Consider the following 20,430-nt stretch of genomic DNA (forward strand, 5'->3'; position numbering starts at 1 on the left):
GTCCGGTCCGCGGACCGTCCGACTCCGACCCGACGGTCCGAACCGATCTACTCCCCCGGACCGCCGCCGATCCCGCGACCGCCCCCTTTTAACTTCCGCGTCGGCGAACGGTCGGCCATGTTCGACACGATCGTGGTCGCGACGGACGGCTCCGACAGCGTGGGTCGGGCGGTCGACGTCGCGATCGACGTGGCCGCGCGCTTCGACGCGGCGGTTCACGCGCTGTACGTCCTCGACACCGGCGAGGTCGAGTCGTCCCCCGACGAGGTTCGCGACGACCTCCGCGACGCGCTCGACGACCACGGGGAGCGCGCGCTCGCGGCGGTCGTCGAGAGCGGCGCGGAACGCGACGACGGCCTCGATGTCGTGACCGAGGTGCGCGAGGGACGGCCGGCGAGGGAGATCGTCTCGTACGCCGACGAGATCGACGCCGACCTCGTCGTCACCGGGACGCGCGGGCGACACGGGGAGAACCGCTTCCTCATCGGGTCCGTCGCCGAGAACGTCGTCAGGACGTGTGATCCCCCCGTGTTGACGGTTCGCCGGCTCACCGACGAGGACCCCCGGCGGGTCACGTTCTGAGCGGGCGACGACGGGACCGAACCGCGTCAGAACACCCGGTTCCGAAGCTCCTCGCCGGCTTCCAGCCGGTCGAGGTTCTCCGCGAGGACGTCGGCGAGGCGGTCGAAGTACTCCGGGGTGTGTCCGGCGTTGTGCGGCGTGATCGTGACGTCGGAGAGCCCCCACAGCGGGTGGTCCTCGGGAAGCGGCTCGGGGTCAGTCACGTCGAGGGCGGCCCCGCGGATCCGGTTGTTCCGGAGCGCGGACACCAGGGCGTCGGTGTCGACGACCCGGCCGCGTGCGACGTTGACGAGCACGGCGTCCGAGCGCATCGTCCGGAACACGTCGGCGTCGATCAGCCCCTCCGTCGCGTCCGAGAGGGGACAGGCGAGCACGACGTACTCGGCGTCCGTGACCGCCTCGTGGATCCGGTCGAAGCCGACCACCTCGTCCGTCGGCCCGCCCTTCTCGGGGGTGTAGCGGACGCCGACCGTCTCGGCGTCGAACGCGGAGAGCCGGTCGACGATCGTCTCCCCGATGGCTCCGAGGCCGACGACGGCGACCCGCGATCCGTACACCTCGGTCGTGGGATACGACCGCCACTCCCGGCGCTGCTTCTGCCGCTGGGCGCGGTGGAAGCCGCGGGCGTGACCGATCATCGCGCCGACGACGTACTCGGCGATGTTCGGGCCGTGGACGCCGGAGGCGTTCGTCACCGCGACCCCGTGCTCCTCGAACGCCTCGCGGGGGAGGTGGCCCGTCCCCGCGTACACGCAGGCGAACAGCTCCAGGTTCTCGGCGGCCGCGAGGTCCTCTTCCTCGACCGCGAACCCGGTCGCGACCCGCGCCCGCGAGAGGTACTCGCGCTCCTCGGCGGGCGTCCGGGCAAGCGCGACCTCGCGGTCGGGGAGCCGCTCGCGGAGCGTCTCGGCGTAGTCGCTCCCCTCGATGCCGTGGATCTTCTGCCGTAGGACGACGACGTCCGGGTCGCTCATGTCGGCGTGTTCGCCGACGCCGCTGAAAAGCGTGCGTGCTGCGGCAGCGGACGGGAGCGTCCGGGCGCGAACGAGGGAACGGGCTCGTTTCCCCCCGCCGAGGCCGGCGATCCACCACTCGAGAACGCTCCAGGTGTGAGATTTCGCCCCGAGATCCGATGATTTTCCCGCTCGATCGTCGTAAATACTTAGTGCTTTGAAATTAACATGTCAACCGTTACCTATGCCCAATCCAGATTTCGCGGCCGAGCTGGGTAGCATCCCGTACGAGGAGGTCATCGGGACGCCGCTGCGCGCCGCGGTCGAGGCGAACGCGAAGGCCTCGATGACGGCGGCGGAGTTCATCAGGTCGGTCGGCTTCACGGAGCCGACCGTCGGGCAGCCGGAGCCGGTGACCGTCGACTTCGGGTACGAGAAACGGATCGTCGACGACCAGGGCAACGAGACGACCGAGCAGCGCTCGCTGTCCGTCCCGCTGTTGTTGCTCCTGAACATCCCGTACTTCGAGGTCAGCAACGTGACCATCGACTTCAACGTCAAGTTGAACTCGGTGGAGTCGTACGAGCAGTCGAGCGAGTTCGAGTTCGGATACGAACGGACGACCCAAGCGAGCGCGGACCTCGGGTTCCTCCAGGGGAAGACCAAATCCGAGGTCAACGTGAGCTATCAGCGCTCCACGTCGCGCGGACAGGAGATCGAGCGAACGTACGACCAGTCCGTCCACGTGGCGGCGGAGTCGGTCGAACCGCCGGAGGGAGTGAACCGGCTGATGGGCGCGCTCGAACAGACCATCGCCGACGACTCCTCGAACGGGAACGGCAACGGCAACGGCAACGGAAACAGCAACGGGAACACGAACTGAACGGAGAACAGTGAACGGAACAGATACCCTCGCGGACCTCCCGCTGTCGTCGCTGTTCTCCGGGCCGCTCGTCGCGGCCGTCGAGGCCAGCATCCAGGCACAGACCGAGTCGCTCTCGCTGATTCGGGAGGTCGGGTTCGACGACGAGGGCGATCTGGTGACGGTCTCCTTCGAGTACCGAACGACCGAGGTCGACCCGGAAACGGGCGAACAGCGCCAGGCGAGCCGACGGCTCACGGTGCCGCTCGTGCTTTTCCTCTCGGTACCGGAGCTCGTCGTCCACGAGATCGAACAGGAGTTCTCCGCGCGGATCGTCGACACCGAATCCGAGGAGCGCGAGGAGGACCCGGAGCGATCCGGCGGGACGGCGGGGCTTCCGACGCTCGCTCCGAGCCGCCTCCGCGTGTCGCCGGCCTCCGAGGAGACCACGTTCTCCCGGAGGACGAAGACGAAGTTCGACCTCGACGTCCGAATGGTCGCGGAGATCGACACCCAGTCGACCGGCATGGAGATGCTCGAACGGGCGGCGAACGGCGCGGTCCGCGAGGACCGCGAGGCCTCGGAGCGGACCGAGGAGATCCCGTCCGCCCTCGACGAGACCACACGGGAATGACGACGCTCGACAGCTACCTCGCGGCGGTGTACGACGCCGCGGCCGAGGCCGAGACGCTGGCGCTGATCAACGGACAGCGGCGACTCCGCCGGATGATCGAGGCGGGGAGGCTACCCGAGGACGCCAGCGTGCCGGTCTATCACGCGTCCGACCTCTCCGTGACGCTCGACGTCGGGCTCGAGGCGCGGGAAACGGAGCAGGGGACGGAGCTCGTCGTCACCGAGCCCGGACCGGACGACGACACCGCCATCGACGTCGATCTCGAGGTCTACGACATGCTCGAGGCGGGAGACCTTCCGGACCCGCAGTCGACGCCGGGAGGCCCCGACGCCGTCGACGTCCACTTTCCCGTCCCCGGTTCGTCCGCCGCGGCGGACGAGGTATCCGAAACCAGAGAGTCCGAGAGCGAGGAGTCCGAAAGCGAGGAATCCGAGAGCAGAGAATCCGAGAGCAGGGAATCCGAGAGCAGGCAATCCGAGAGCGAGGAACCCGAGGACGACCGCGATCCGGAGCCGTCGTCACGTGACGCGGACGACGAGAGCGAGGAAGAACGGGAACGACGGGACGAGGACGAACGGGAACGACGAAGACGAAACGAGGACGAACGGGACGAACAGCGAACGCGAGAGAACGAGGAATCCGCGGCTTCGGACGACGGCTCGGCCGGTGGGGAAAGCGACCGTCGCGGCGAGATCGGCGACGGACCGTCGCCCGTCCGCCGTTCCGCGGAGGGCGGGCGGTTCTTCGATCTCGATCTCGACACGCTCATGGACCCGTTCGGGTCGAGCGCGACCGACACGGGGCCCGACCGAACCGACGAGGAGGAGTCCGACCGCGATCGCGACGACGCCACGACCGACGAACGATGACCGAAAACGATCCACCACTCGACGAGTACTTCGATCCGCTGCGCACGGAGCACCGAACGTCGCTTCGGAAACGGATGGAACGGTACCGGGAACAGCTGGAGGACCGTGGATACGAGGTGACGATCGCCGAGGGGACGACGGGCCTGTTCGCCGGCGTGCTCGTCATCGACGAGGAGCGGGGACGCTTCGGGTTCCTCGAGGAGGACGGGAGCGTCTCGTGGCTCGACGGCAGCGGCGGCTTCGGCGCGCTCGGGTCCGCGATCGTCCAGAACCACACGGACGAGTTCGAACGGCAGGCGGGAGCGATCGAGAACGCCGACGTGGAGTGATCGACGGAGGCGGGGCGAGGCGACGCCGAACGCTCACTCCAGCGCGGCGTCGAACGCCCGCTGGAGGTCCGCCTTCATGTCGTCGACGTGTTCGATGCCGACGGAGACGCGGATCAGCCCGTCGGTGAGCCCGGCGGCGAGCCGCTCCTCGCGGGGGATCGCGGCGTGGGTCATCGCGGCCGGCTGCTCGATGAGGCTCTCGACGCCGCCGAGCGACTCCGCGAGCGTGAACACCTCCGTCTCCTCGACGACGGTCGAGGCCTGCTCGAGGCTGCCGTCGAACTCGAAGGAGAGCATCCCGCCGAAGTCGTCCATCTGTTCGGCGGCGAGCTCGTGGTGCGGGTGCGACTCCAGTCCGGGGTAGTAGACGCGGCTCACGTCGTCGTGGTCCTGGAGCCACTCGGCGAGTTCGGCGGCGTTCTCACAGTGGCGGTCCATCCGAACGGGGAGCGTCTTCGTGCCCCGAAGCACGAGGAACGCGTCGAACGGGCCGGGCGTCGCGCCCACCGAGTTCTGGTAGAAGCCGATCTCCTCGTCGAGGTCGGCGTCGTCGACGATCAGCGCGCCGCCGATCGTGTCGGAGTGGCCGCCGAGGTACTTCGTGAGCGACTGACAGACGACGTCCGCGCCGTCCTCGAGCGGCCGCTGGAGGTACGGCGTCGCGAACGTGTTGTCGACGGCACACAGCGCGTCGGCCTCGTGGGCGATGTCCGCGAGCGCGCCGATGTCGTTCACGTTCATCAGCGGGTTCGTCGGCGTCTCGACCCAGACAAGCTCCGTGTTCGGTCGTATCGCCTCGCGGACCGCGTCGTGGTCGGTGGTGTCGACGAAGGTGGTCTCGAGGTCGTACTTGTCGTAGACCTGCGTGAGGATCCGGTGGGTCCCGCCGTAGACGTCGTCGCCGGCGACGACGTGATCGCCCGCGGAGAGCAGGTTGAGGACGGTGTTTATCGCGCCCATCCCCGAGGAGAAACAGCGGGCGTGACTGCCCGACTCCAGCGCCGCGAGGTTCTCCTCGAGGTCGGTTCGCGTCGGGTTCCCCGTCCGGGAGTACTCGTAGCCGCGGTGGTCGCCGGGGGCGTCCTGCTTGTACGTCGAGTTGGCGTGGATCGGCGTCATCAGCGCGCCGGTCTCCGGATCCGGCTCCTGGCCGGCGTGGATCGCCCGCGTCTCGAATCGGAACCCCTCGGCGTCGGAGCCGTCGTCCGCTGGGTCGTGGTCGCTCATGGGTGTCCGTCGGCGTCCGGGGACCTCACTCTTGTCCTTTCGGTCGGCGACGGGGGAGCGGAGCCGGCGGCTCGGAGGTCGGCTGTGCGGCCGCTCGTCGCGTCGTTTCTCGCAGAATGCTCGGTCAGGGATTTGAACCCTGGTCGTCGGCTGTCTTCCGAACCGGCACGGCGAGGTGCCACGTTCGTCGAAAGGCCAACATGATTGGCCGGACTACACCAACCGAGCGCGTTCGTCCGTTACGACGGACCCGATTTAACTCTTCTCAACTCCCCTCGGCGAGCCACGGCGTCACACGGACCCGAACCGGGGTCGACGCGGCGACGCCGCCGGAGCCGTCGGTCCGATATATATACATCACAGAGACTATGTAAGCGACGTGCGTCTCTCCGAAGTATCGGAGAAGATCGGGGATGACGGCTCTCCAACATGGGCTGAAAGGCCGTCTATCTGCCGAATCCGTCCGATCCGTCCGTTTCGATCGACGAGGGGAGCAGACTATATATTTTACCACAGCGTTAAGTAGAGCCGACCACGATCGGATCGCATGGAAACGCGGAAGGTGCAGGTCACCGGCGGCTCGACGTACACGGTCTCGATCCCGAAGTCCTGGGCGACCGAGAACGACGTCGGGGCGGGAAGCGAGGTCGAGTTCTACCCCGACGGCGACTCGCTCTTCCTCACGCCGCGCTCGGAGGAGGACCGGACCCGGGGGAGCCTCGACATCACCGATCTGACCGGACAGGACCTCACCCGCGCGGTGACGACGATGTACGTCAGCGGGTTCGACGTGATCGAACTGACCGGCGGCGAGATCACCACCGAGCAGCGCTCGACGGTCAGGGAGGCGGTCCAGAGCCTCGTCGGCCTCGAGGTGTTGGAGGAGACCCGCGACCGGGTCGTGATCCGCGACCTCCTCGACTCCTCGGAGCTGTCGATCCACAACGCCGTCACCCGGATGCGGCTGATCTCGCTGTCGATGCTCGAGGACGCGATCACCGCGCTCTCCGAACTCGACCACGACCTCGCGCGCGACGTGATCGGCCGCGACGACGACCTCGACCGGCTGTGGCTCGTCGTCTCGCGGATCTTCCGGGCGACCCTCCGGACGCCGAAGGCCGCGGAGGAGCTCGGGCTCCCCCGCGAGGAGTGTTTCGACTACCACTCGAGCGCGCGCCAACTGGAGCGGGTCGGCGACCACGCGACCAAGATCGCCCACCTGACGCTGAACATCGACGAGCCGCTCCCCGAGGAGGTGATCGACGCCATCGACGACCTCCACGGCGACGCCGTCGAGGTGGTCGACACCGCGATGGACGCGCTGTTCGCCGAGGACAACGACGAGGCGACCCGGCTCGCGAACGAGGCGAGAACCGGCGTCCGCGCCATCGACGAGCGCGTGCGGGCCATCGACGAGCTGCTCCGCGGGCTCGACCCGACCCGCGCACAGCTTCTGGGGCTCGTCGTCGACTCCGTCCTCCGGTCGGCCGACTACGGCGGAAACGTCGCCGAGACCGCCCTCCAGAAGGCCGCGCCGACTCCCTGAGCCGGCGACGCGTTCCGAGGTCGCGTGCGGCGATCGCGTTCCGGTCCGCCGGTCCGGCCGACTGCCGTGTCTTTTTGTCCGTCGACGCCTGACTCGGTTCCATGCCGGAGATCGAGTTAGGCGTCCCGCGGGGGGTCATCGAGTCGCTGCCGGAGGGAGACGAGACCGCCGAACGGGACATGCGGCGGGCCATCGCCGGGATCCAGTCCCGCCTGAACGAGGAGATCGACGGGAGCGACCCGTCGGAGGCGGCGACGGTCGTCGTCGACGCGGTCGAACGCATGGAGGCGCAGGCGAGCACCTACCACGAGTTCGTGCCCGAACTCCGCGCGTGGGGACAGTCGCCGATCTACGCGATCGCCTGGCGGAACCTCTACGTCGAGCTGATCGGCCAGCTGTACGAACACGAGTGGCTCGCCGGCGAGCTCGACCGCGAGCGCAACTTCCGGCTCGTCGACGACGGGATCAGGCTCTCGGACCTGTAGCGGTCGCGCGCCGGAGACGCCACGAACGCCGATCAGGCGTCGTTCTCGTCTCCGTGGACTTCGTCGTCCCCGCCGTTCGCGCTCCTCCCGCCGCCCGTCCAGCCTCCGCCCGCCTCGCCCGCGTCCGCCTCGCTTCCGCCCGCCTCGCTTCCGTCCACCTCGCCTCCGTCCGCCTCGCTTCCGCCCGCCTCGCCCCGCCGATACAGCCAGAGGTGTCCCGCGCCCTGCGGGAGGTCGATCGGACGGTAGGTTCGACTGACCGTCCGGCCGTCGGCAAACGTCAACACCTCGTTGGAGACCGGTCGCCGCTCCGCGACGATCGCGTTCGTCCGGTCGACGAACCCCTCGGGATCCGTGAACCGGTCGCTCACGTCGACCGCGAACCGCTCGCAGTCGCGCCCGATCGCGTCCTCGGGGTCGCCGTCGATCCCGAACAGCTCGTACAGACGGTCGTTGAGCGCGAGAACGCGACGGTCCGCGTTCTCGACGAGCACGCCGTACGGGAGCGTGGCGAAGACGGTCGAGAGGACGGCGTTGGTGCGCTCGAGCTCGCGTTTCCGCTCCTCGCGGTCGGTGACGTCCTCGAACTGCGAGAAGACGCGGATCACCTCGCCGTCGTCGTTTGTCACCACCTGGTTGTGCCACACGCAGCGGATGCGTTCGCCGTCGCGAGTGACGTTGTCGTTGACGCTCCGGTAGCCGCCGCGGTCGGCGAGCAGGCGGCGTTCGATCTCGGCCACGTTCCGTCGCTCCTCCTCGGGGACGATCGGCATCCAGGTACCGCCGACGAGCTCCTCGGCGTCGTAGCCGGTCACCGCCTCCGCGGCCGGGTTCACCCGGACGATCCGGAACGACTCGTCGTACTCGATCGTGGCGAGCGGGGACTGCTCGATGAACCGCGAGAGCCGCTCCTGGCTCGCCGCCAGCGCCCGCTTCGAGCGGTACTGGTCGACGGCGTTGCGCACTCGATTGGCGAGCACGGTGTACTGGTCGGTTCCCGCCTCCTTCTGGATGTAGTCGGTCGCCCCGGCGGCGATCGCCTCGCTCGCGATCTCCTCGGATCCCTTCCCCGTGAACAACACGAAGGGCACGTCGATGCCGCGGTCGCGAACCCGCTCGAGAAACGTCAGCCCGTCCATCTCCGGCATGTCGTAGTCGCTGACGATACAGTCGACCCGCTCGTCTCCCGACTCGAGCACCGCCAGCGCGTCGGCGGCGGCGGTCTCCGACCGGACCGAGAACGCGTCGTCGACGCGCTCGAGGAACGTGGCGACGAGCTCGGTAAACGCCCGATCGTCGTCGACGTGGAGGACCCGGATCCCCTCGTCTCGCGCGGCGTGCGACCGGTGGAGGGGATCGGTCATGATAGTACGCGAGAAGGTCGCGCGGAATATAGTTTCGGGTCGGCGGTCCGAACCGCTCGATCGCTCGACCGGTCGCGATCGAGGGACGGCTCGGGGTCGGTTACTCGCCGCCGGAAACCGTCGACGGCTCTCCGGCGGCCTCCCCCTCGTCCCCGGCGCGGGCGAGCCGGAAGAGCCCGACGAGCGCGCCGGCGACGATGAGGATTCCCTCGACGCGAGCGGCCGCGAGGACCCACGGCTTCGGCTCCGCGTCCTCGGCGTTCCGGTAGGCGACGCGGGTGAGCACTCGGACGAGGGGACCGGGGGCGACCGCCTCGATCAGCCCGAGGAGTCCGGCGGCGAGGAGCAGGTGAGCGCGCATGCCCGCGCTTCGACGGGAGACGACAAAAGCGATGCGGCCACGCCGGGAAAGGTAGCTTTTACTCCGTCTCCGGGGAAGGACGGAGCATGGGCGAGGACTACCGCACGGAGGAGGACAGCCTCGGCGAGATGCAGGTGCCGGCCGACGCCTACTGGGGCGCACAGACCCAGCGGGCCGTCGAGAACTTCCCCATCTCGGGGATCGGGTTCGGGCGGCGGTTCGTCCGCGCGCTCGGCGTCGTCAAGAAGGCGGCCGCGCAGGCGAACCGGGACCTGGGGCTCGTCAACGACGACACCGCGGAGGCGATCGTCGCCGCCGCCGACGAGGTGATCGCGGGCGAGCACGACGACCAGTTCCCCGTCGACGTCTTCCAGACGGGTTCGGGCACCTCCTCGAACATGAACGCCAACGAGGTGATCGCCAACCGCGCCGCCGAGATCGCGGGCGCGGAGATCGGCGACCGCGTCGTCCACCCGAACGACCACGTCAACTACGGGCAGTCGTCGAACGACGTGATCCCGACGGCGATGCACGTCGCCTCCCTCGAGGCCGTCGAGAAGGACCTCGTGCCCGCCCTCGAGACGCTCCACGCCGAACTCGAGGCGAAGGAGGCCGAGTTCGACGGCGTCGTCAAGACCGGCCGCACCCACCTCCAGGACGCCACGCCGGTCCGGCTCGGCCAGGAGTTCGGCGGGTATCGCACCCAGATCACGAAGGGCATCGAGCGCGTCGAGGCCGTCCAGTCGAACCTCCGCGAGCTCGCGCTCGGCGGCACCGCGGTCGGCACGGGACTCAACACCCACCCCGAGTTCCCCGGCCTCGCCGCGGAGTACATCTCGGAGGCGACCGGCACCGAGTTCCGCGAGGCCGACGACCACTTCGAGGCGCAGGCCGCCCACGACGCGATGGCGGAGGCCCACGGCGCGTTGCGGACGGTCGCCGGGAGCATGAACAAGATCGCGAACGACCTCCGCCTGCTCGCCTCCGGCCCCCGGAACGGTCTCGGCGAGATCGAACAGCCGGAGAACCAGCCCGGCTCCTCGATCATGCCCGGCAAGATCAACCCGGTGGTCGCCGAGTCGGTCAACCAGGTCCACAAGCAGGTCGTCGGCAACGACGCCGCCGTCTCCGCGGGCGCGGCCCGCGGCGAGATCGACCTGAACCTCTACAAGCCGGTCGTCGCGCACAACTTCCTCCAGTCGGCCGAACTGCTCTCGAACGCGGCCGAGACGTTCGGCGAGCGCTTCGTCGCGAAGCTGGAGGCCAACGAGGCGCACTGCGAGACGCGCGTCGAGCAGTCGATGGCGCTCGCGACCGCGCTGAACCCCGCGATCGGCTACGACAAGGCCTCGAAGGTCGCCAAGAAGGCGCTCGCGGAGGACAAGAGCGTCCGCGAGGTCGCCGTCGCGGAGGGGTACCTCACCGAGGCGGAGGCCGACGAGGTGCTCGACCCCGAGGCGATGACCCACCGCGTCATCCTCGGCGACGAGGAGTAAGCCGCCGAGCGTCGATCGCGGTCGCCGACCCTACGACGCCCGCCTACGACGCCCGCCTACCACGCCCGCCAGCCCTACCACGCCCGCCGACCCGGACCGCCTCGCCGGGCGTCGCCGTCACTCGACGATCTCACACCCCAGATCCTCGAGTCGTCGCACGGCGGCGGGGAGGTCCGCCTCCTTGACCAACACGTGGTCGGTCGCGTACGAGGAGAGGACGAACACCGAGACGTCCGCCTCCGCGAGCGCCGTCGCGACCGCCGCCAGGAACCCGACGAGTTCGAACGGGAGATCCATCTCGAAGGTCAGGCGTCTCCATCCGGGTTCGACCGCGTCGGCGTCGACCGCCTCGACGTCGTCGCTCTCGACGACCACCGTCGTCTCGCCCGCCTCGCGGATCGTCGCGAACGCGTCGGGGTGATCGCGGTCGGTACGGCAGACCGCGTACGTCTCGGACGAGAGGCCGACCGTTCCGCCTTCGAGGAACTCGCTCGGGTCCATGCGGACTCAACCCGTTCCGAGGACAAAAGGACCCGTCGCTGCGAGTCCTGCCGTCTCCGACGCTCGCGCCGGATCGGCACCATTTAAGCCGCCGTCGAACGGCCTTCGAAACGGATGAAACTTCACGAATATCAGGCGAAGTCTATCTTCGCGGACGCCGGGATCCCGGTACCGGACTCCCGGCTCGCGACGACCGTCGAGAAGGCGCTCGACGCCGTCGACGAGATCGGGTACCCGGCCGCGATCAAGGCGCAGGTCCACGTCGGGGGACGCGGGAAGGCCGGCGGGATCAAGATCGCGACCGACCGCGAGGAGGCCGAGCAGTACGCCGACGAGATCCTCGGAATGGACCTGAAGGGGTACACCGTCGACCGCGTCCTCGTCGAGGCGGGCGTCGACTTCGTCGACGAGCTGTACGTCGGCGTCACGATGGACCGCGGCGAGGGCGAGCCGGTCCTGATGGTCTCGACCGAGGGCGGCGTGGACATCGAGGAGGTCGCGGAGGAGAACCCCGACGCGATCGCCCGCGAGCACGTCGACCCCGCGTTCGGGCTCCACCCGTACCAGGCCCGCAAGGTCGTCTACGAGGCGGGCGTCGACGCCGACGTGGCGCTCGACGTGGCGTCGATCCTCTCGACGCTGTACGACCTCTACGAGGACAGCGACGCCTCGGAGATCGAGGTCAACCCGGTGATGATCACGAGCGACCGCGACGTGATCGCTGCCGACGCCGTGATGAACGTCGACGAGGACGCGCTGTTCCGCCAGCCCGACCTCGCGGAGATGGCCGAGGAGTCCTACGAGGACGACCTCGAACGCAAGGCCGGCGAGTACGGCTTCGACTACGTCCGTCTCTCCGGAAACGTCGGGATCATCGGCAACGGCGCGGGGCTCGTGATGACGACGCTCGACCTGGTCGACTACTACGGCGGGAAGCCCGCCAACTTCCTCGACATCGGCGGCGGCGCGAAGGCCGACCGCGTCGCGAACGCGCTCGACATGGTGTTCTCCGACGAGAACGTCGACAGCGTCGTCTTCAACATCTTCGGCGGGATCACCCGCGGCGACGAGGTCGCGAAGGGGATAAACGAGGCCCTCGGGCAGTTCGACGAGATCCCGAAGAAGGTGGTCGTCCGGCTCGCCGGCACGAACGCCGAGGAGGGGATGGAGATCCTGAACACGGACCTCGTGGAGGTCGAGGAGACGCTGGAGGACGCCGTCCAGCGCGCGGTGAAGAACGCGGAGGAGGTGACCCAATGAGCATTTTCGTCGACGACGACACGCGCGTGGTGGTCCAGGGGATCACCGGCGGGGAAGGCAAGTTCCACGCCGAACAGATGATCGAGTACGGGACGAACGTCGTCGCCGGCGCGGTGCCCGGCAAGGGCGGCCAGGAGGCCGCCGGCGTCCCGGTGTACGACACGGTCGACGAGGCCGTCGAGGCGGAGGACGCCGACGCCTCCGTGATCTTCGTGCCGCCGGCGTTCGCCGCGGACGCGATCTTCGAGGCGCTCGACACCGACCTCGACCTCGCGGTCGCGATCACGGAGGGGATCCCGACCCAGGACATGGCGAAGGTGAACAAGCGGCTCTCCGAGACCGACACGCGGCTGCTCGGGCCGAACTGTCCGGGGATCATCACGCCGGGCGAGGCGAAGCTCGGCATCCTGCCGGGCAACATCTTCGCCGACGGCAACGTGGGGCTCGTCTCCCGCTCCGGCACCCTGACCTACCAGGTCGTCGACAACCTCACCGAGCGCGGGATCGGCCAGACGACCGCCATCGGCATCGGCGGCGACCCGATCATCGGCACCTCCTTCATCGACGCGCTCGAGGCGTTCGAGGCCGACGCGGAGACCGACGCGGTCGTGATGTGCGGCGAGATCGGCGGCGAGGACGAGGAGGAGGCCGCGCGGTTCATCGGCGAGCACATGGACACGCCGGTCGCCGGCTTCATCGCCGGCCGCACCGCCCCGCCGGGCAAGCGCATGGGCCACGCCGGCGCGATCGTCTCGGGCTCCGGGACGGGCACCGCGGAGTCGAAGATCGACGCGCTCAACGACGCGGGCGTCCCCGTCGGCGACACCCCCGAGGAGGTCGCGGACCACGTCGAGAGCTTCCTGTAGGGCCTCTCTCGCGGTTCTCCCGGCGGCGCAATCAGTCCTGATACTCCCACGAAACCTTCAAATAAACGCGAAGTGTTTCGAACCGTATGATACCACGCCCCGGGATCGGCTCCGCGGAGCCGATCGGGGGAGCGCGGCGGCCGACCTCGAGCGACCGCGCGGAGCGGGTCGGAAGCGTCGGGGCCGGCGGAAGGCGGACGAGTCCGCGCAGGGGTGAACGGGAGTGAGCGAGGGAGAGGGAGATCCGGACGAACGCGTGGACGAGCGAGCCACCGATGGACGGGAGGTCGTCCTCGTCGTCGACGACGAGCCGGGCGCGGCGGATCTCGTCGCGACGTATCTCGAGCGGCTCCTCGACGGGATCGAGACGATCGCGGTGACGTCGCCGGGCGCGGCGCTCGATCGGCTCCGCGAGCGGCCGATCGACTGCGTCGTCAGCGACCACGACATGCCGGAGTCGACCGGACTGGAGCTGCTCGAGACGGTTCGTTCCGAGATCGGCGAGCTTCCGTTCCTGCTTTTCACGGGGAAGGGATCCGAGGAGATCGCGAGCGAGGCGATCTCCGCGGGCGTCACGGACTACCTCCAGAAGGGCGGCGGGGCCGACCAGTACGAGATGCTCGCGAACCGCGTGGACAACGCGCTCTGCCGGCGACAGGCCGAGTCCGACCTCCAAGAGGTGAACCGGAAGGTGACCGCGATCCACGAGTTCGCGACCGGGCTCTCCTGTGTCGACAGCGTCGGAGAGGTGTTCGAGCGGGTCGTCGACGTCGCCTCCGAGGTCCTCGAGTTCGACCGCTGTCTCACCGCTCGACGCGAGGGTGACTACGTCTATCCGGCGGCGCTCTCGGAGAGCGTCACCGAGGACGACGTGCGCCGGTTCGAACTCGGGGAGGGGATCGCCGGTCGAACCGTGGCCGATGAGCGGACGTTCCTCGTCGAGGAGGTCGACACCTCCGCGAAGGCCGACCCCGTCGCCGACGACATCGAGTCCGCGATCAGCGTCCCGATCGGCGGATACGGGCTGATTCAGGCGATCTCGAGCGGACGAGCCACCTTCGACGAGCGGGACGTGGAGTTCGCCGAACTGGTCGCCGCCCACGCCGCCGAGGCGATAGAGCAGATCGAGACGGAGGCGGCGCTCCGGGCCGAACGCGACCGGCTCGCGGCGCTGTTCGACAACGTCCCGTCGCCGGTGGCGCGGCTCGCGATCGACGAGGCGGGCGAGCGCCGGCTCGACGCGACGAACGAGGCGTTCGAGGAGACGTTCGGCTGCGTCGCCGGCGAGGTCACCTACGAGGAGATGTGCGCGAGGATCGTCCCCGCGGACGTCGCGTCGATCGAGCCGGACTGGTTCGACACCGACATGGAGACGGTGCGGACGGAGGTCGAGCGTCGAACCGTCTCGGGGGTGCGCGACTTCATCCTCCACGCCATCCCGACGGAGACCGACGGGGAGGTCCTCGTCCACCTGGTGTACGCCGACATCGACGAGCAGAAGCGGGTCGAACGGACCCTCCGTCGGCTCCACGAGGCGACCCGAGAGATGTTCGCCGGCGAGGACCGCGAGGAGGTCGCCGAGGTCGCGACGCGAACCGCGATCGACATCCTCGGGTTCCCGAGCAGCGGGGTCCGGCTGTACGACCCCGACGCGGGAACGCTTCAGCCCACGGTGATAAGCGAGGAGGCGACGGCGGCGCTCGGCGAGCGCCCGCCGTTCGGACCGGACGCCGGGCTGATGTGGGACGCGTTCGACCGCGAGGAGACGGTCGTCGTCGACGACCTCACGGCGACGGAGACGGCCGTGGAGTACGGCGACCTCCGAAGCCTGCTCGTCGTGCCCCTCGGAAGCCACGGCGTGATGCCGCTCGGATCGCCCGACCCGAACTTCTTCGACGACACGGACGTCCAGCTCGCGCGGGTGTTGGCCGCGAACGTGACCGCCGCGCTGGACCGCGCCGAGCGCACCGAGCAGCTCCGCGAGCGCGACGCCGCGCTCCAGCGGGAGCTCGACCGCCTCGAGAAGTTCGCGGGCGTGGTCTCACACGACCTCCGGAACCCCCTCACGGTCGCGAGCGGGCGCGTCGAACTCCTCCGCCCGCTGATCGACGGCGAGGACGCCCACGAGCAGCTCGACCGGGTCGAGGAGGCCCACGCTCGGATGGGCGAGCTGATCGACGACCTCCTCGCGCTCGCCAGGGAGGGACGGACGGTCGACGACCCGGAGCCGGTCACGGTCGCCGACGCCGCGCGGGAGGCGTGGGGGACCGTCGACACGGACGGCGCCGCCCTCGAGATCGAGGCGGAGGCCGCGACCGTTCACGCCGACCCCGAGCGACTCCGGACGCTGTTCGAGAACCTGTTTCGGAACAGCGTGGAACACGGTTCCACGAGCAGCCGGACTGCGTCCGGCGACAGCGTCGAACACGGCTCGACGGGCAGTCGGCCTACGGCCGACGACAGCGTGGAACACGGTTCCACGAGCAGCCGGACTCCGGCGGAGTCCGGCGACAGCGTCGAGCACGATCGTTCGAGAGACGGCGTCGCCGTCTCTCCTGACGACGAAGACTCCGCATCAGCGTGTTCGAGCCACTCCACGGACGGCAGGATCTCGCCGGGATCGGACGCCGATCCGGGGGTCACCGTGACCGTCGGAACGCTGTCGGAAGGGTTCTTCGTCGCCGACGACGGGCCGGGGTTCGACGAGGTGGACCCCGAGCAGGCGATGGAGTACGGCATCTCGAGTGCGGACCGCGGCTCCGGGCTCGGGCTGGCGATCGTCAGGGAGATCGCCGACGCGCACGGCTGGCGGATCGCGGTCGATCAGGGTGCGGAGGGGAACGGAGACGGGACCGAGACCGGGGCGCGCTTCGAGTTCCGAACCGACGGGTAGCGTCGGCGAGCCGGACGCAGCCCGGACCCGGAACCGCGACCGCGGGCGTGCGCGGTCCGCGCACACCCGGACCACGGTTATGGCCGACTCGCCCCACCGATCGGTATGGACGAAGACGCGCGCGAACGCCTCGAATCCCTCCCGCCGAGCGCCAAGCTCGTGTACTACGTGCTCGACGCCGAGGGGCGGTTCGACCAGACCGGGCTCGCCGAGGAGACCCGACTCTCGACGCGCACGGTCCGGTTCGCGATCGAGAAGCTCGCCGAGGCCGACCTCGTCGAGGAGGGGTTCTGTCCCACCGACGCGCGCCGGTCGGTGTACGAACCCGCGGACCCCGCGGACTCGGAGCCCGCCAGCGGTCCCACGCCCTCCGCGGTCGCCGCCGAGGACTGAGCGTCGCCCGGACGCGCCGCCGGCGTCCCGTCTCACCCGTCGATCCGTCGCCCTTTTGCCCGCCCGCCGGGTATGACGGGTAACCGATGGCGACGTACCACATCGAGACGTACGGCTGTACGTCCAACCGGGGCGAGAGCCGCGCGATCGAACGCGCCCTCCGAGACGGCGGTCACCGCCCCGCGGACGGCCCCGAGGACGCCGACGTCGCCATCCTCAACAGCTGTACGGTCGTCGAGAAGACCGAGCGCAACATGCTCCGACGGGCCGAGGAGCTGGCCGAGGAGACGGCGGAGCTCGTCGTCACCGGCTGTATGGCGCTCGCGCAGGGCGAGGAGTTCCGCGAGGCCGGCATCGACGCCGAGGTGCTCCACTGGGACGAGGTCCCCGAACACGTGCTCAACGGCGAGTGTCCCACCCACACTCCGGACACGGAGCCGATACTCGACGGCGCCATCGGCATTCTCCCCGTCGCCCGCGGCTGTATGAGCAACTGCTCGTACTGTATCACCAAGTTCGCGACCGGCCGCGTCGACTCCCCGTCGGTCGAGGAGAACGTCGAGAAGGCGCGCGCGCTGGTCCACGCCGGCGCGAAGGAGATCCGCGTCACCGGCCAGGACACCGGCGTCTACGGCTGGGACACGGGCGAGCGGAAGCTCCCCGAGCTGCTCGACCGGATCTGCGACATCGACGGCGAGTTCCGGGTGCGGCTGGGGATGGCGAACCCCGGCGGGATCCACGGCATCCACGAGGAGCTCGCGGACGTGTTCGCGGAAAACGAGAAGCTGTACGACTTCATCCACGCGCCGGTCCAGTCCGGCTCCGACGACGTGCTCGAGGACATGCGCCGGCAACACCGCGTCGGCAAGTTCCGGGAGGTCGTCGAGACGTTCGACGACCGGCTCGACCACTGGACGCTCTCGACCGACTTCATCGTCGGCTTCCCGACCGAGAGCGACGCGGACCACGAGAAGTCGATGGAGCTCCTGCGGGAGGTCCGCCCCGAGAAGGTCAACGTCACCCGCTTCTCGAAGCGGCCCGGCACCGACGCCGCCGACATGAAGGGGCTCGGCGGCACGGTCAAAAAGGAGCGCTCGAAGGAAATGTCCGAGCTGAAGATGGCGGTCGTCGGCGAGGCGTACGAGTCGATGGTCGGCGAGGAGTTCGAGGTGCTCGTCGTCGAGGAGGGAACCGGCGACTCCGTGAAGTGCCGGGACTCCGCCTACCGGCAGATAATCGTCCGGAACGCGACGGATCGCGGGATCGCGGTCGGCGACCTCCTCACCGTCGAGGTGACCGGCCACAACACCGTCTACGCGTTCGGCGAGCCGACGGCCGAGCCAGGAACCGACGGGAGCGAGTCGCCCGAGCACGAGTCACCCGAACGCGACGAGGCCCCCGAGTCGACCGCGTCGTCGGCGTAGCCGGCACCGCCCGGCGAACCGACCGCGGTCGCCCGTCCGCGGCGAGCCGCAGGGGAACGACGAATCGAGGACGACTCGCTCACTCGGTCCCGCCGTCGGATCCGGCGCACTCGACCCACGAGGCGCGTTCCTCGTGGCCGCGGGCGCGCGCCGCGATCGCCTCCCGGTCGAGGGTCCCTTCCTCGGTCACGACCCCGGAGAGCAGGTCGCCCGGAACGCGTTCGAAGACGGGGTTTTCGACCGAGACGGGGGCGTCGCCGTCGTACACCGTCGACGGGTCCCCCGCCTCGACGACGACCTCGTCCTCAGCCGCGACCTTGTCCGCGGCGGCGACGACGTACGCCGGGACGCCGGCGTCGGCCGCCGCCAGCGCAAGGGGATAGGATCCCACCTTGTTCACGGCGTCGCCGGACGGGAGGATCCGGTCCGCGCCGAGCAGGACGCAGCCCGCGTCGTCGTCGCGGACGCGTCCGGGGAGCGCGGCGTCGGTCGTGAGCGCGACGTCGACGCCGGCGGCGGCCAGCCGCTCCGCCGCGGTCACGCCCTCGCGCGCCGGCCGCGACTCGCCGACGACCGCCGCGCGGCCGGCCGCCCGGATCGCCTCGGCGACGGTCCCCGACCGCGACAGGGTGGCGACCCGACCGGACTCGTCGGCGATCAGGCCCGCGGCCCGCTCCGCCGCCAGGCGATCCGCGTCGAGCGCGTCGTCGAGGGCGTCGATCGCGCGGTCGTGGACCGCCCGAGGGGTCCCGTCCGCCGCGTCCATCACGCGATCGATCCGGTTCCGGACGACGACCATGCTCGGCCGGGCGTCGCGCAGGTCTCGGGCGACGGTCCGGACGCGGTCGATCTCGTTCTCATCCACCTCCCCGTTCTCGTCCTCTCCGCCGCTCTCGTCCTCCTCCCGGTTCTCGTCTCCCCCGTTTTCGCCCGTCTCGTCTCCCTGCGCCCCGAACGCGACCGCGCCCGCCGCGTCGCGGAGGACCTCCAGCGCGCGGAGGGAGAGCCACGCGGCCCCGTGGGTCCCGTCGGTGCGGATCGCGTCGACGTCGGGGGCGACGCGGCGGTAGCTCTCCCACAGGCCGGGGACGGTCCGGCCCGTGAGAAACGCCGTCGGGCGGAGCCACTCGACCGCGTCCGGCGACCGGTGGGCGGGCGGGTCGCGGCCCGCCGCCTCGAACAGGACCGGGTGGACCGTCCGATCGGTCCCCCCGTCGGACACGGACAGCGGCTCACCGCGGCGGCGGAGTTCGAGGTCGGCGTCCGGCATCGCCGCACCGAGGATCCGCCGGGCGTCCGCGATCGGGTCCGTCGTCTCCGGGCGCACATCCCCGGAGACGACATCGAGCCGGTCGGCTCCCGGGTCGGCGGCAGCGTTGCGGCGCTGGACACAGCAGACCGCGGCGCGATGGCGGACGAAGGCTCTGACGACGGCCGTCACGCCTCGTCGTCGGGGAAGCATCCCAATCAGTTCACCGGTGGCGTGCGGCGATCGTCGGACGAACCGAAACCGCGGGGCCGGCGACCGCGACGGGACCGGAGACGGCGACGGGACCGGAGGGGTCGCCGGAACCGGAAACGCCGGCGGGGCCGGCTAGAGCGTGACCGCCATCATCACCTCGTCGACGTACTCGCCGTCGATGCGGTAGTGGTCCTCGCGGGTCGCCTCCTCCTCCCAGCCGTGCGTTTCGAGGAACGCGATCGCCTCCTCGTTCGTCGAGGGGACGCTGTTGTAGATCCGCTCGTACCCCTCCTCGCCGGCCCACTCGAGACCGCGTTCGAGGAGGTGGCTCCCGATCCCGTGTCGGCGGTACTCGGGGAGGACGCCGACGGTGAGCTCCGCCGTGTGGCTCAGCTTCTCCAGTTCCGGATGGCTGATGTTGACCCAGCCGACCACGTCGTCGTTCACGGTCGCGACGAAGAACACGCGGGACTTCACCCCGTCCTGCCGGAAGAGCACCTGTTCCTCGTCGATGATGTCCGCGATGTTCTCCGCGACGACGTCGTTGCCGTCCTCGACGGCGTCGCGTATCACCCCGAGGAGCCCCGAGAGATCGGACTGTCGCGCCGGTCGGATGCTGAACGACACGTCCTCGCCGGCGAACTCCTCCTCGACTCCGCCCCCGAAGTCGTCCTCGATGCCGACCACCAGGTCGTCGCCCTCCCGCCGCAACAGCCCGTCACGCCGCAGGATCGTGACGTGGTGTCCGAACTGCGTCGGATCGAAGCCCAGATCCGCCCGGGCCGTCTCGTACGCCACCCGATCGCGTTCCTGGACGTACTCGTAGATGTCTCGCCTGTCCTTGTGTTCCACCTGCTGGATCATGCCTGTGACTACCACGCACTATCACTTATGTTTAATTATCGTTCATGTACGACTGGCGG

General features: G+C 69.6%; 21 protein-coding genes and 1 tRNA gene. 14 read left to right on the forward strand and 8 right to left on the reverse strand.

The window, feature by feature from the left end; all coding sequences use genetic code 11:
- Positions 1-117: 117 nt before the first annotated feature.
- The gene (locus AXA68_RS14155; RefSeq protein WP_066418056.1) at positions 118-582 is read left to right on the forward strand and encodes a universal stress protein; all 465 of its coding nucleotides are present in this window, start codon (positions 118-120) and stop codon (positions 580-582) included.
- A gap of 26 nt (positions 583-608) precedes the next feature.
- Here the strand turns inward: AXA68_RS14155 and AXA68_RS14160 are convergent, their stop codons facing one another.
- Entirely contained in the window at positions 609-1,556 is a 948-nt protein-coding gene (locus AXA68_RS14160) for a D-2-hydroxyacid dehydrogenase (RefSeq protein ID WP_066418059.1), read from the reverse strand.
- Positions 1,557-1,779: 223 nt separating this feature from the next.
- Here AXA68_RS14160 and AXA68_RS14165 point away from each other — a divergent pair, with 223 nt between their 5' ends.
- Genes AXA68_RS14165 through AXA68_RS14180 form a run of 4 tightly spaced genes read left to right on the forward strand, consistent with a single transcriptional unit; the run spans position 1,780 to position 4,229 of the window.
- Positions 1,780-2,418, forward strand: a complete 639-nt coding sequence (locus tag AXA68_RS14165) for a DUF2589 domain-containing protein (protein ID WP_066418062.1) — start codon at positions 1,780-1,782, stop codon at positions 2,416-2,418.
- 10 nt (positions 2,419-2,428) lie between these two features.
- Positions 2,429-3,031: a DUF2589 domain-containing protein gene (locus AXA68_RS14170; protein ID WP_066418064.1), complete on the forward strand. Its 603-nt coding sequence runs from the start codon at positions 2,429-2,431 to the stop codon at positions 3,029-3,031.
- Positions 3,028-3,900, forward strand: a complete 873-nt coding sequence (locus AXA68_RS14175; protein ID WP_066418071.1) for a hypothetical protein — start codon at positions 3,028-3,030, stop codon at positions 3,898-3,900. The genes AXA68_RS14170 and AXA68_RS14175 overlap by 4 nt, the downstream gene beginning before the upstream one ends.
- On the forward strand, positions 3,897-4,229 hold the full coding sequence (locus AXA68_RS14180) for a hypothetical protein (protein WP_066418072.1): 333 nt from the start codon (positions 3,897-3,899) through the stop codon (positions 4,227-4,229). Before AXA68_RS14175 ends, AXA68_RS14180 begins: the two co-directional genes overlap by 4 nt.
- Positions 4,230-4,262: 33 nt before the next feature.
- On the opposite strand, the gene AXA68_RS14185 is transcribed toward AXA68_RS14180, so the two are convergent.
- Positions 4,263-5,456: a cystathionine gamma-synthase gene (locus tag AXA68_RS14185; RefSeq protein WP_066418074.1), complete on the reverse strand. Its 1,194-nt coding sequence runs from the start codon at positions 5,454-5,456 to the stop codon at positions 4,263-4,265.
- Between the two features lie 117 nt (positions 5,457-5,573).
- Positions 5,574-5,684: transfer RNA gene (locus tag AXA68_RS14190), tRNA-Glu, on the reverse strand.
- 319 nt (positions 5,685-6,003) lie between these two features.
- Between AXA68_RS14190 and AXA68_RS14195 the strand changes: the two genes are divergently transcribed.
- Both AXA68_RS14195 and AXA68_RS14200 read left to right on the forward strand, forming a co-directional pair.
- Complete coding sequence (locus AXA68_RS14195; RefSeq protein WP_066418077.1) at positions 6,004-7,002, forward strand: phosphate signaling complex PhoU family protein; 999 nt, start codon at positions 6,004-6,006, stop codon at positions 7,000-7,002.
- Between the two features lie 101 nt (positions 7,003-7,103).
- Complete coding sequence (locus AXA68_RS14200; RefSeq protein WP_066418079.1) at positions 7,104-7,487, forward strand: hypothetical protein; 384 nt, start codon at positions 7,104-7,106, stop codon at positions 7,485-7,487.
- Positions 7,488-7,519: 32 nt separating this feature from the next.
- Here AXA68_RS14200 and AXA68_RS14205 read toward each other — a convergent pair whose 3' ends face one another.
- Together AXA68_RS14205 and AXA68_RS14210 are read right to left on the reverse strand one after the other, a co-directional pair.
- On the reverse strand, positions 7,520-8,851 hold the full coding sequence (locus AXA68_RS14205) for a hybrid sensor histidine kinase/response regulator (RefSeq protein ID WP_080505269.1): 1,332 nt from the start codon (positions 8,849-8,851) through the stop codon (positions 7,520-7,522).
- 100 nt (positions 8,852-8,951) lie between these two features.
- The gene (locus AXA68_RS14210; protein WP_066418084.1) at positions 8,952-9,212 is read right to left on the reverse strand and encodes a hypothetical protein; all 261 of its coding nucleotides are present in this window, start codon (positions 9,210-9,212) and stop codon (positions 8,952-8,954) included.
- An 86-nt stretch (positions 9,213-9,298) separates the two neighbouring features.
- Here AXA68_RS14210 and AXA68_RS14215 point away from each other — a divergent pair, with 86 nt between their 5' ends.
- The gene (locus AXA68_RS14215; protein ID WP_066418085.1) at positions 9,299-10,708 is read left to right on the forward strand and encodes a class II fumarate hydratase; all 1,410 of its coding nucleotides are present in this window, start codon (positions 9,299-9,301) and stop codon (positions 10,706-10,708) included.
- 117 nt (positions 10,709-10,825) lie between these two features.
- On the opposite strand, the gene AXA68_RS14220 is transcribed toward AXA68_RS14215, so the two are convergent.
- On the reverse strand, positions 10,826-11,209 hold the full coding sequence (locus tag AXA68_RS14220) for an ACT domain-containing protein (RefSeq protein ID WP_066418087.1): 384 nt from the start codon (positions 11,207-11,209) through the stop codon (positions 10,826-10,828).
- Positions 11,210-11,323: 114 nt separating this feature from the next.
- Between AXA68_RS14220 and sucC the strand changes: the two genes are divergently transcribed.
- From sucC to AXA68_RS14245, 6 genes are all read left to right on the forward strand, one after another.
- Entirely contained in the window at positions 11,324-12,469 is a 1,146-nt protein-coding gene (gene sucC, locus AXA68_RS14225; protein ID WP_066418088.1) for an ADP-forming succinate--CoA ligase subunit beta, read from the forward strand.
- On the forward strand, positions 12,466-13,335 hold the full coding sequence (sucD, locus tag AXA68_RS14230) for a succinate--CoA ligase subunit alpha (protein WP_066418090.1): 870 nt from the start codon (positions 12,466-12,468) through the stop codon (positions 13,333-13,335). Before sucC ends, sucD begins: the two co-directional genes overlap by 4 nt.
- An 86-nt stretch (positions 13,336-13,421) precedes the next feature.
- Positions 13,422-13,562, forward strand: a complete 141-nt coding sequence (locus AXA68_RS16850; protein WP_157884843.1) for a hypothetical protein — start codon at positions 13,422-13,424, stop codon at positions 13,560-13,562.
- 29 nt (positions 13,563-13,591) lie between these two features.
- Positions 13,592-16,228 (forward strand): GAF domain-containing protein, encoded by a 2,637-nt coding sequence (locus AXA68_RS14235; RefSeq protein ID WP_066418647.1) that lies wholly within the window; start codon positions 13,592-13,594, stop codon positions 16,226-16,228.
- Positions 16,229-16,333: 105 nt separating this feature from the next.
- Positions 16,334-16,621, forward strand: a complete 288-nt coding sequence (locus AXA68_RS14240) for an ArsR family transcriptional regulator (RefSeq protein WP_066418099.1) — start codon at positions 16,334-16,336, stop codon at positions 16,619-16,621.
- A gap of 86 nt (positions 16,622-16,707) precedes the next feature.
- Positions 16,708-18,045 (forward strand): tRNA (N(6)-L-threonylcarbamoyladenosine(37)-C(2))-methylthiotransferase, encoded by a 1,338-nt coding sequence (locus AXA68_RS14245; protein ID WP_066418101.1) that lies wholly within the window; start codon positions 16,708-16,710, stop codon positions 18,043-18,045.
- 79 nt (positions 18,046-18,124) lie between these two features.
- On the opposite strand, the gene AXA68_RS14250 is transcribed toward AXA68_RS14245, so the two are convergent.
- Both AXA68_RS14250 and AXA68_RS14255 read right to left on the reverse strand, forming a co-directional pair.
- Positions 18,125-19,486 carry a hypothetical protein gene (locus AXA68_RS14250; RefSeq protein ID WP_066418103.1) on the reverse strand — a complete coding sequence of 454 codons (1,362 nt, stop codon included), beginning with the start codon at positions 19,484-19,486 and terminating at the stop codon, positions 18,125-18,127.
- A 153-nt stretch (positions 19,487-19,639) separates the two neighbouring features.
- Positions 19,640-20,371: a GNAT family N-acetyltransferase gene (locus AXA68_RS14255; RefSeq protein ID WP_066418105.1), complete on the reverse strand. Its 732-nt coding sequence runs from the start codon at positions 20,369-20,371 to the stop codon at positions 19,640-19,642.
- Between the last annotated feature and the right edge of the window lie 59 nt (positions 20,372-20,430).

The sequence above is a fragment of the Halorubrum aethiopicum genome, assembly GCF_001542905.1.
GTDB classification, from domain to species: Archaea; Halobacteriota; Halobacteria; order Halobacteriales; family Haloferacaceae; genus Halorubrum; species Halorubrum aethiopicum.

What these genes read in the sequence shown, in the direction of transcription:
- AXA68_RS14155 (WP_066418056.1), top strand. Translation starts at nt 118, where the DNA reads ATGTTCGACACGATCGTGGTCGCGACGGACGGCTCCGACAGCGTGGGT.
- AXA68_RS14160 (WP_066418059.1), bottom strand. Translation starts at nt 1,556, where the DNA reads ATGAGCGACCCGGACGTCGTCGTCCTACGGCAGAAGATCCACGGCATC.
- AXA68_RS14165 (WP_066418062.1), top strand. Translation starts at nt 1,780, where the DNA reads ATGCCCAATCCAGATTTCGCGGCCGAGCTGGGTAGCATCCCGTACGAG.
- AXA68_RS14175 (WP_066418071.1), top strand. Translation starts at nt 3,028, where the DNA reads ATGACGACGCTCGACAGCTACCTCGCGGCGGTGTACGACGCCGCGGCC.
- AXA68_RS14180 (WP_066418072.1), top strand. Translation starts at nt 3,897, where the DNA reads ATGACCGAAAACGATCCACCACTCGACGAGTACTTCGATCCGCTGCGC.
- AXA68_RS14185 (WP_066418074.1), bottom strand. Translation starts at nt 5,456, where the DNA reads ATGAGCGACCACGACCCAGCGGACGACGGCTCCGACGCCGAGGGGTTC.
- AXA68_RS14195 (WP_066418077.1), top strand. Translation starts at nt 6,004, where the DNA reads ATGGAAACGCGGAAGGTGCAGGTCACCGGCGGCTCGACGTACACGGTC.
- AXA68_RS14200 (WP_066418079.1), top strand. Translation starts at nt 7,104, where the DNA reads ATGCCGGAGATCGAGTTAGGCGTCCCGCGGGGGGTCATCGAGTCGCTG.
- AXA68_RS14205 (WP_080505269.1), bottom strand. Translation starts at nt 8,851, where the DNA reads ATGACCGATCCCCTCCACCGGTCGCACGCCGCGCGAGACGAGGGGATC.
- AXA68_RS14210 (WP_066418084.1), bottom strand. Translation starts at nt 9,212, where the DNA reads ATGCGCGCTCACCTGCTCCTCGCCGCCGGACTCCTCGGGCTGATCGAG.
- AXA68_RS14215 (WP_066418085.1), top strand. Translation starts at nt 9,299, where the DNA reads ATGGGCGAGGACTACCGCACGGAGGAGGACAGCCTCGGCGAGATGCAG.
- AXA68_RS14220 (WP_066418087.1), bottom strand. Translation starts at nt 11,209, where the DNA reads ATGGACCCGAGCGAGTTCCTCGAAGGCGGAACGGTCGGCCTCTCGTCC.
- sucC (WP_066418088.1), top strand. Translation starts at nt 11,324, where the DNA reads ATGAAACTTCACGAATATCAGGCGAAGTCTATCTTCGCGGACGCCGGG.
- sucD (WP_066418090.1), top strand. Translation starts at nt 12,466, where the DNA reads ATGAGCATTTTCGTCGACGACGACACGCGCGTGGTGGTCCAGGGGATC.
- AXA68_RS16850 (WP_157884843.1), top strand. Translation starts at nt 13,422, where the DNA reads ATGATACCACGCCCCGGGATCGGCTCCGCGGAGCCGATCGGGGGAGCG.
- AXA68_RS14240 (WP_066418099.1), top strand. Translation starts at nt 16,334, where the DNA reads ATGGACGAAGACGCGCGCGAACGCCTCGAATCCCTCCCGCCGAGCGCC.
- AXA68_RS14245 (WP_066418101.1), top strand. Translation starts at nt 16,708, where the DNA reads ATGGCGACGTACCACATCGAGACGTACGGCTGTACGTCCAACCGGGGC.
- AXA68_RS14255 (WP_066418105.1), bottom strand. Translation starts at nt 20,371, where the DNA reads ATGATCCAGCAGGTGGAACACAAGGACAGGCGAGACATCTACGAGTAC.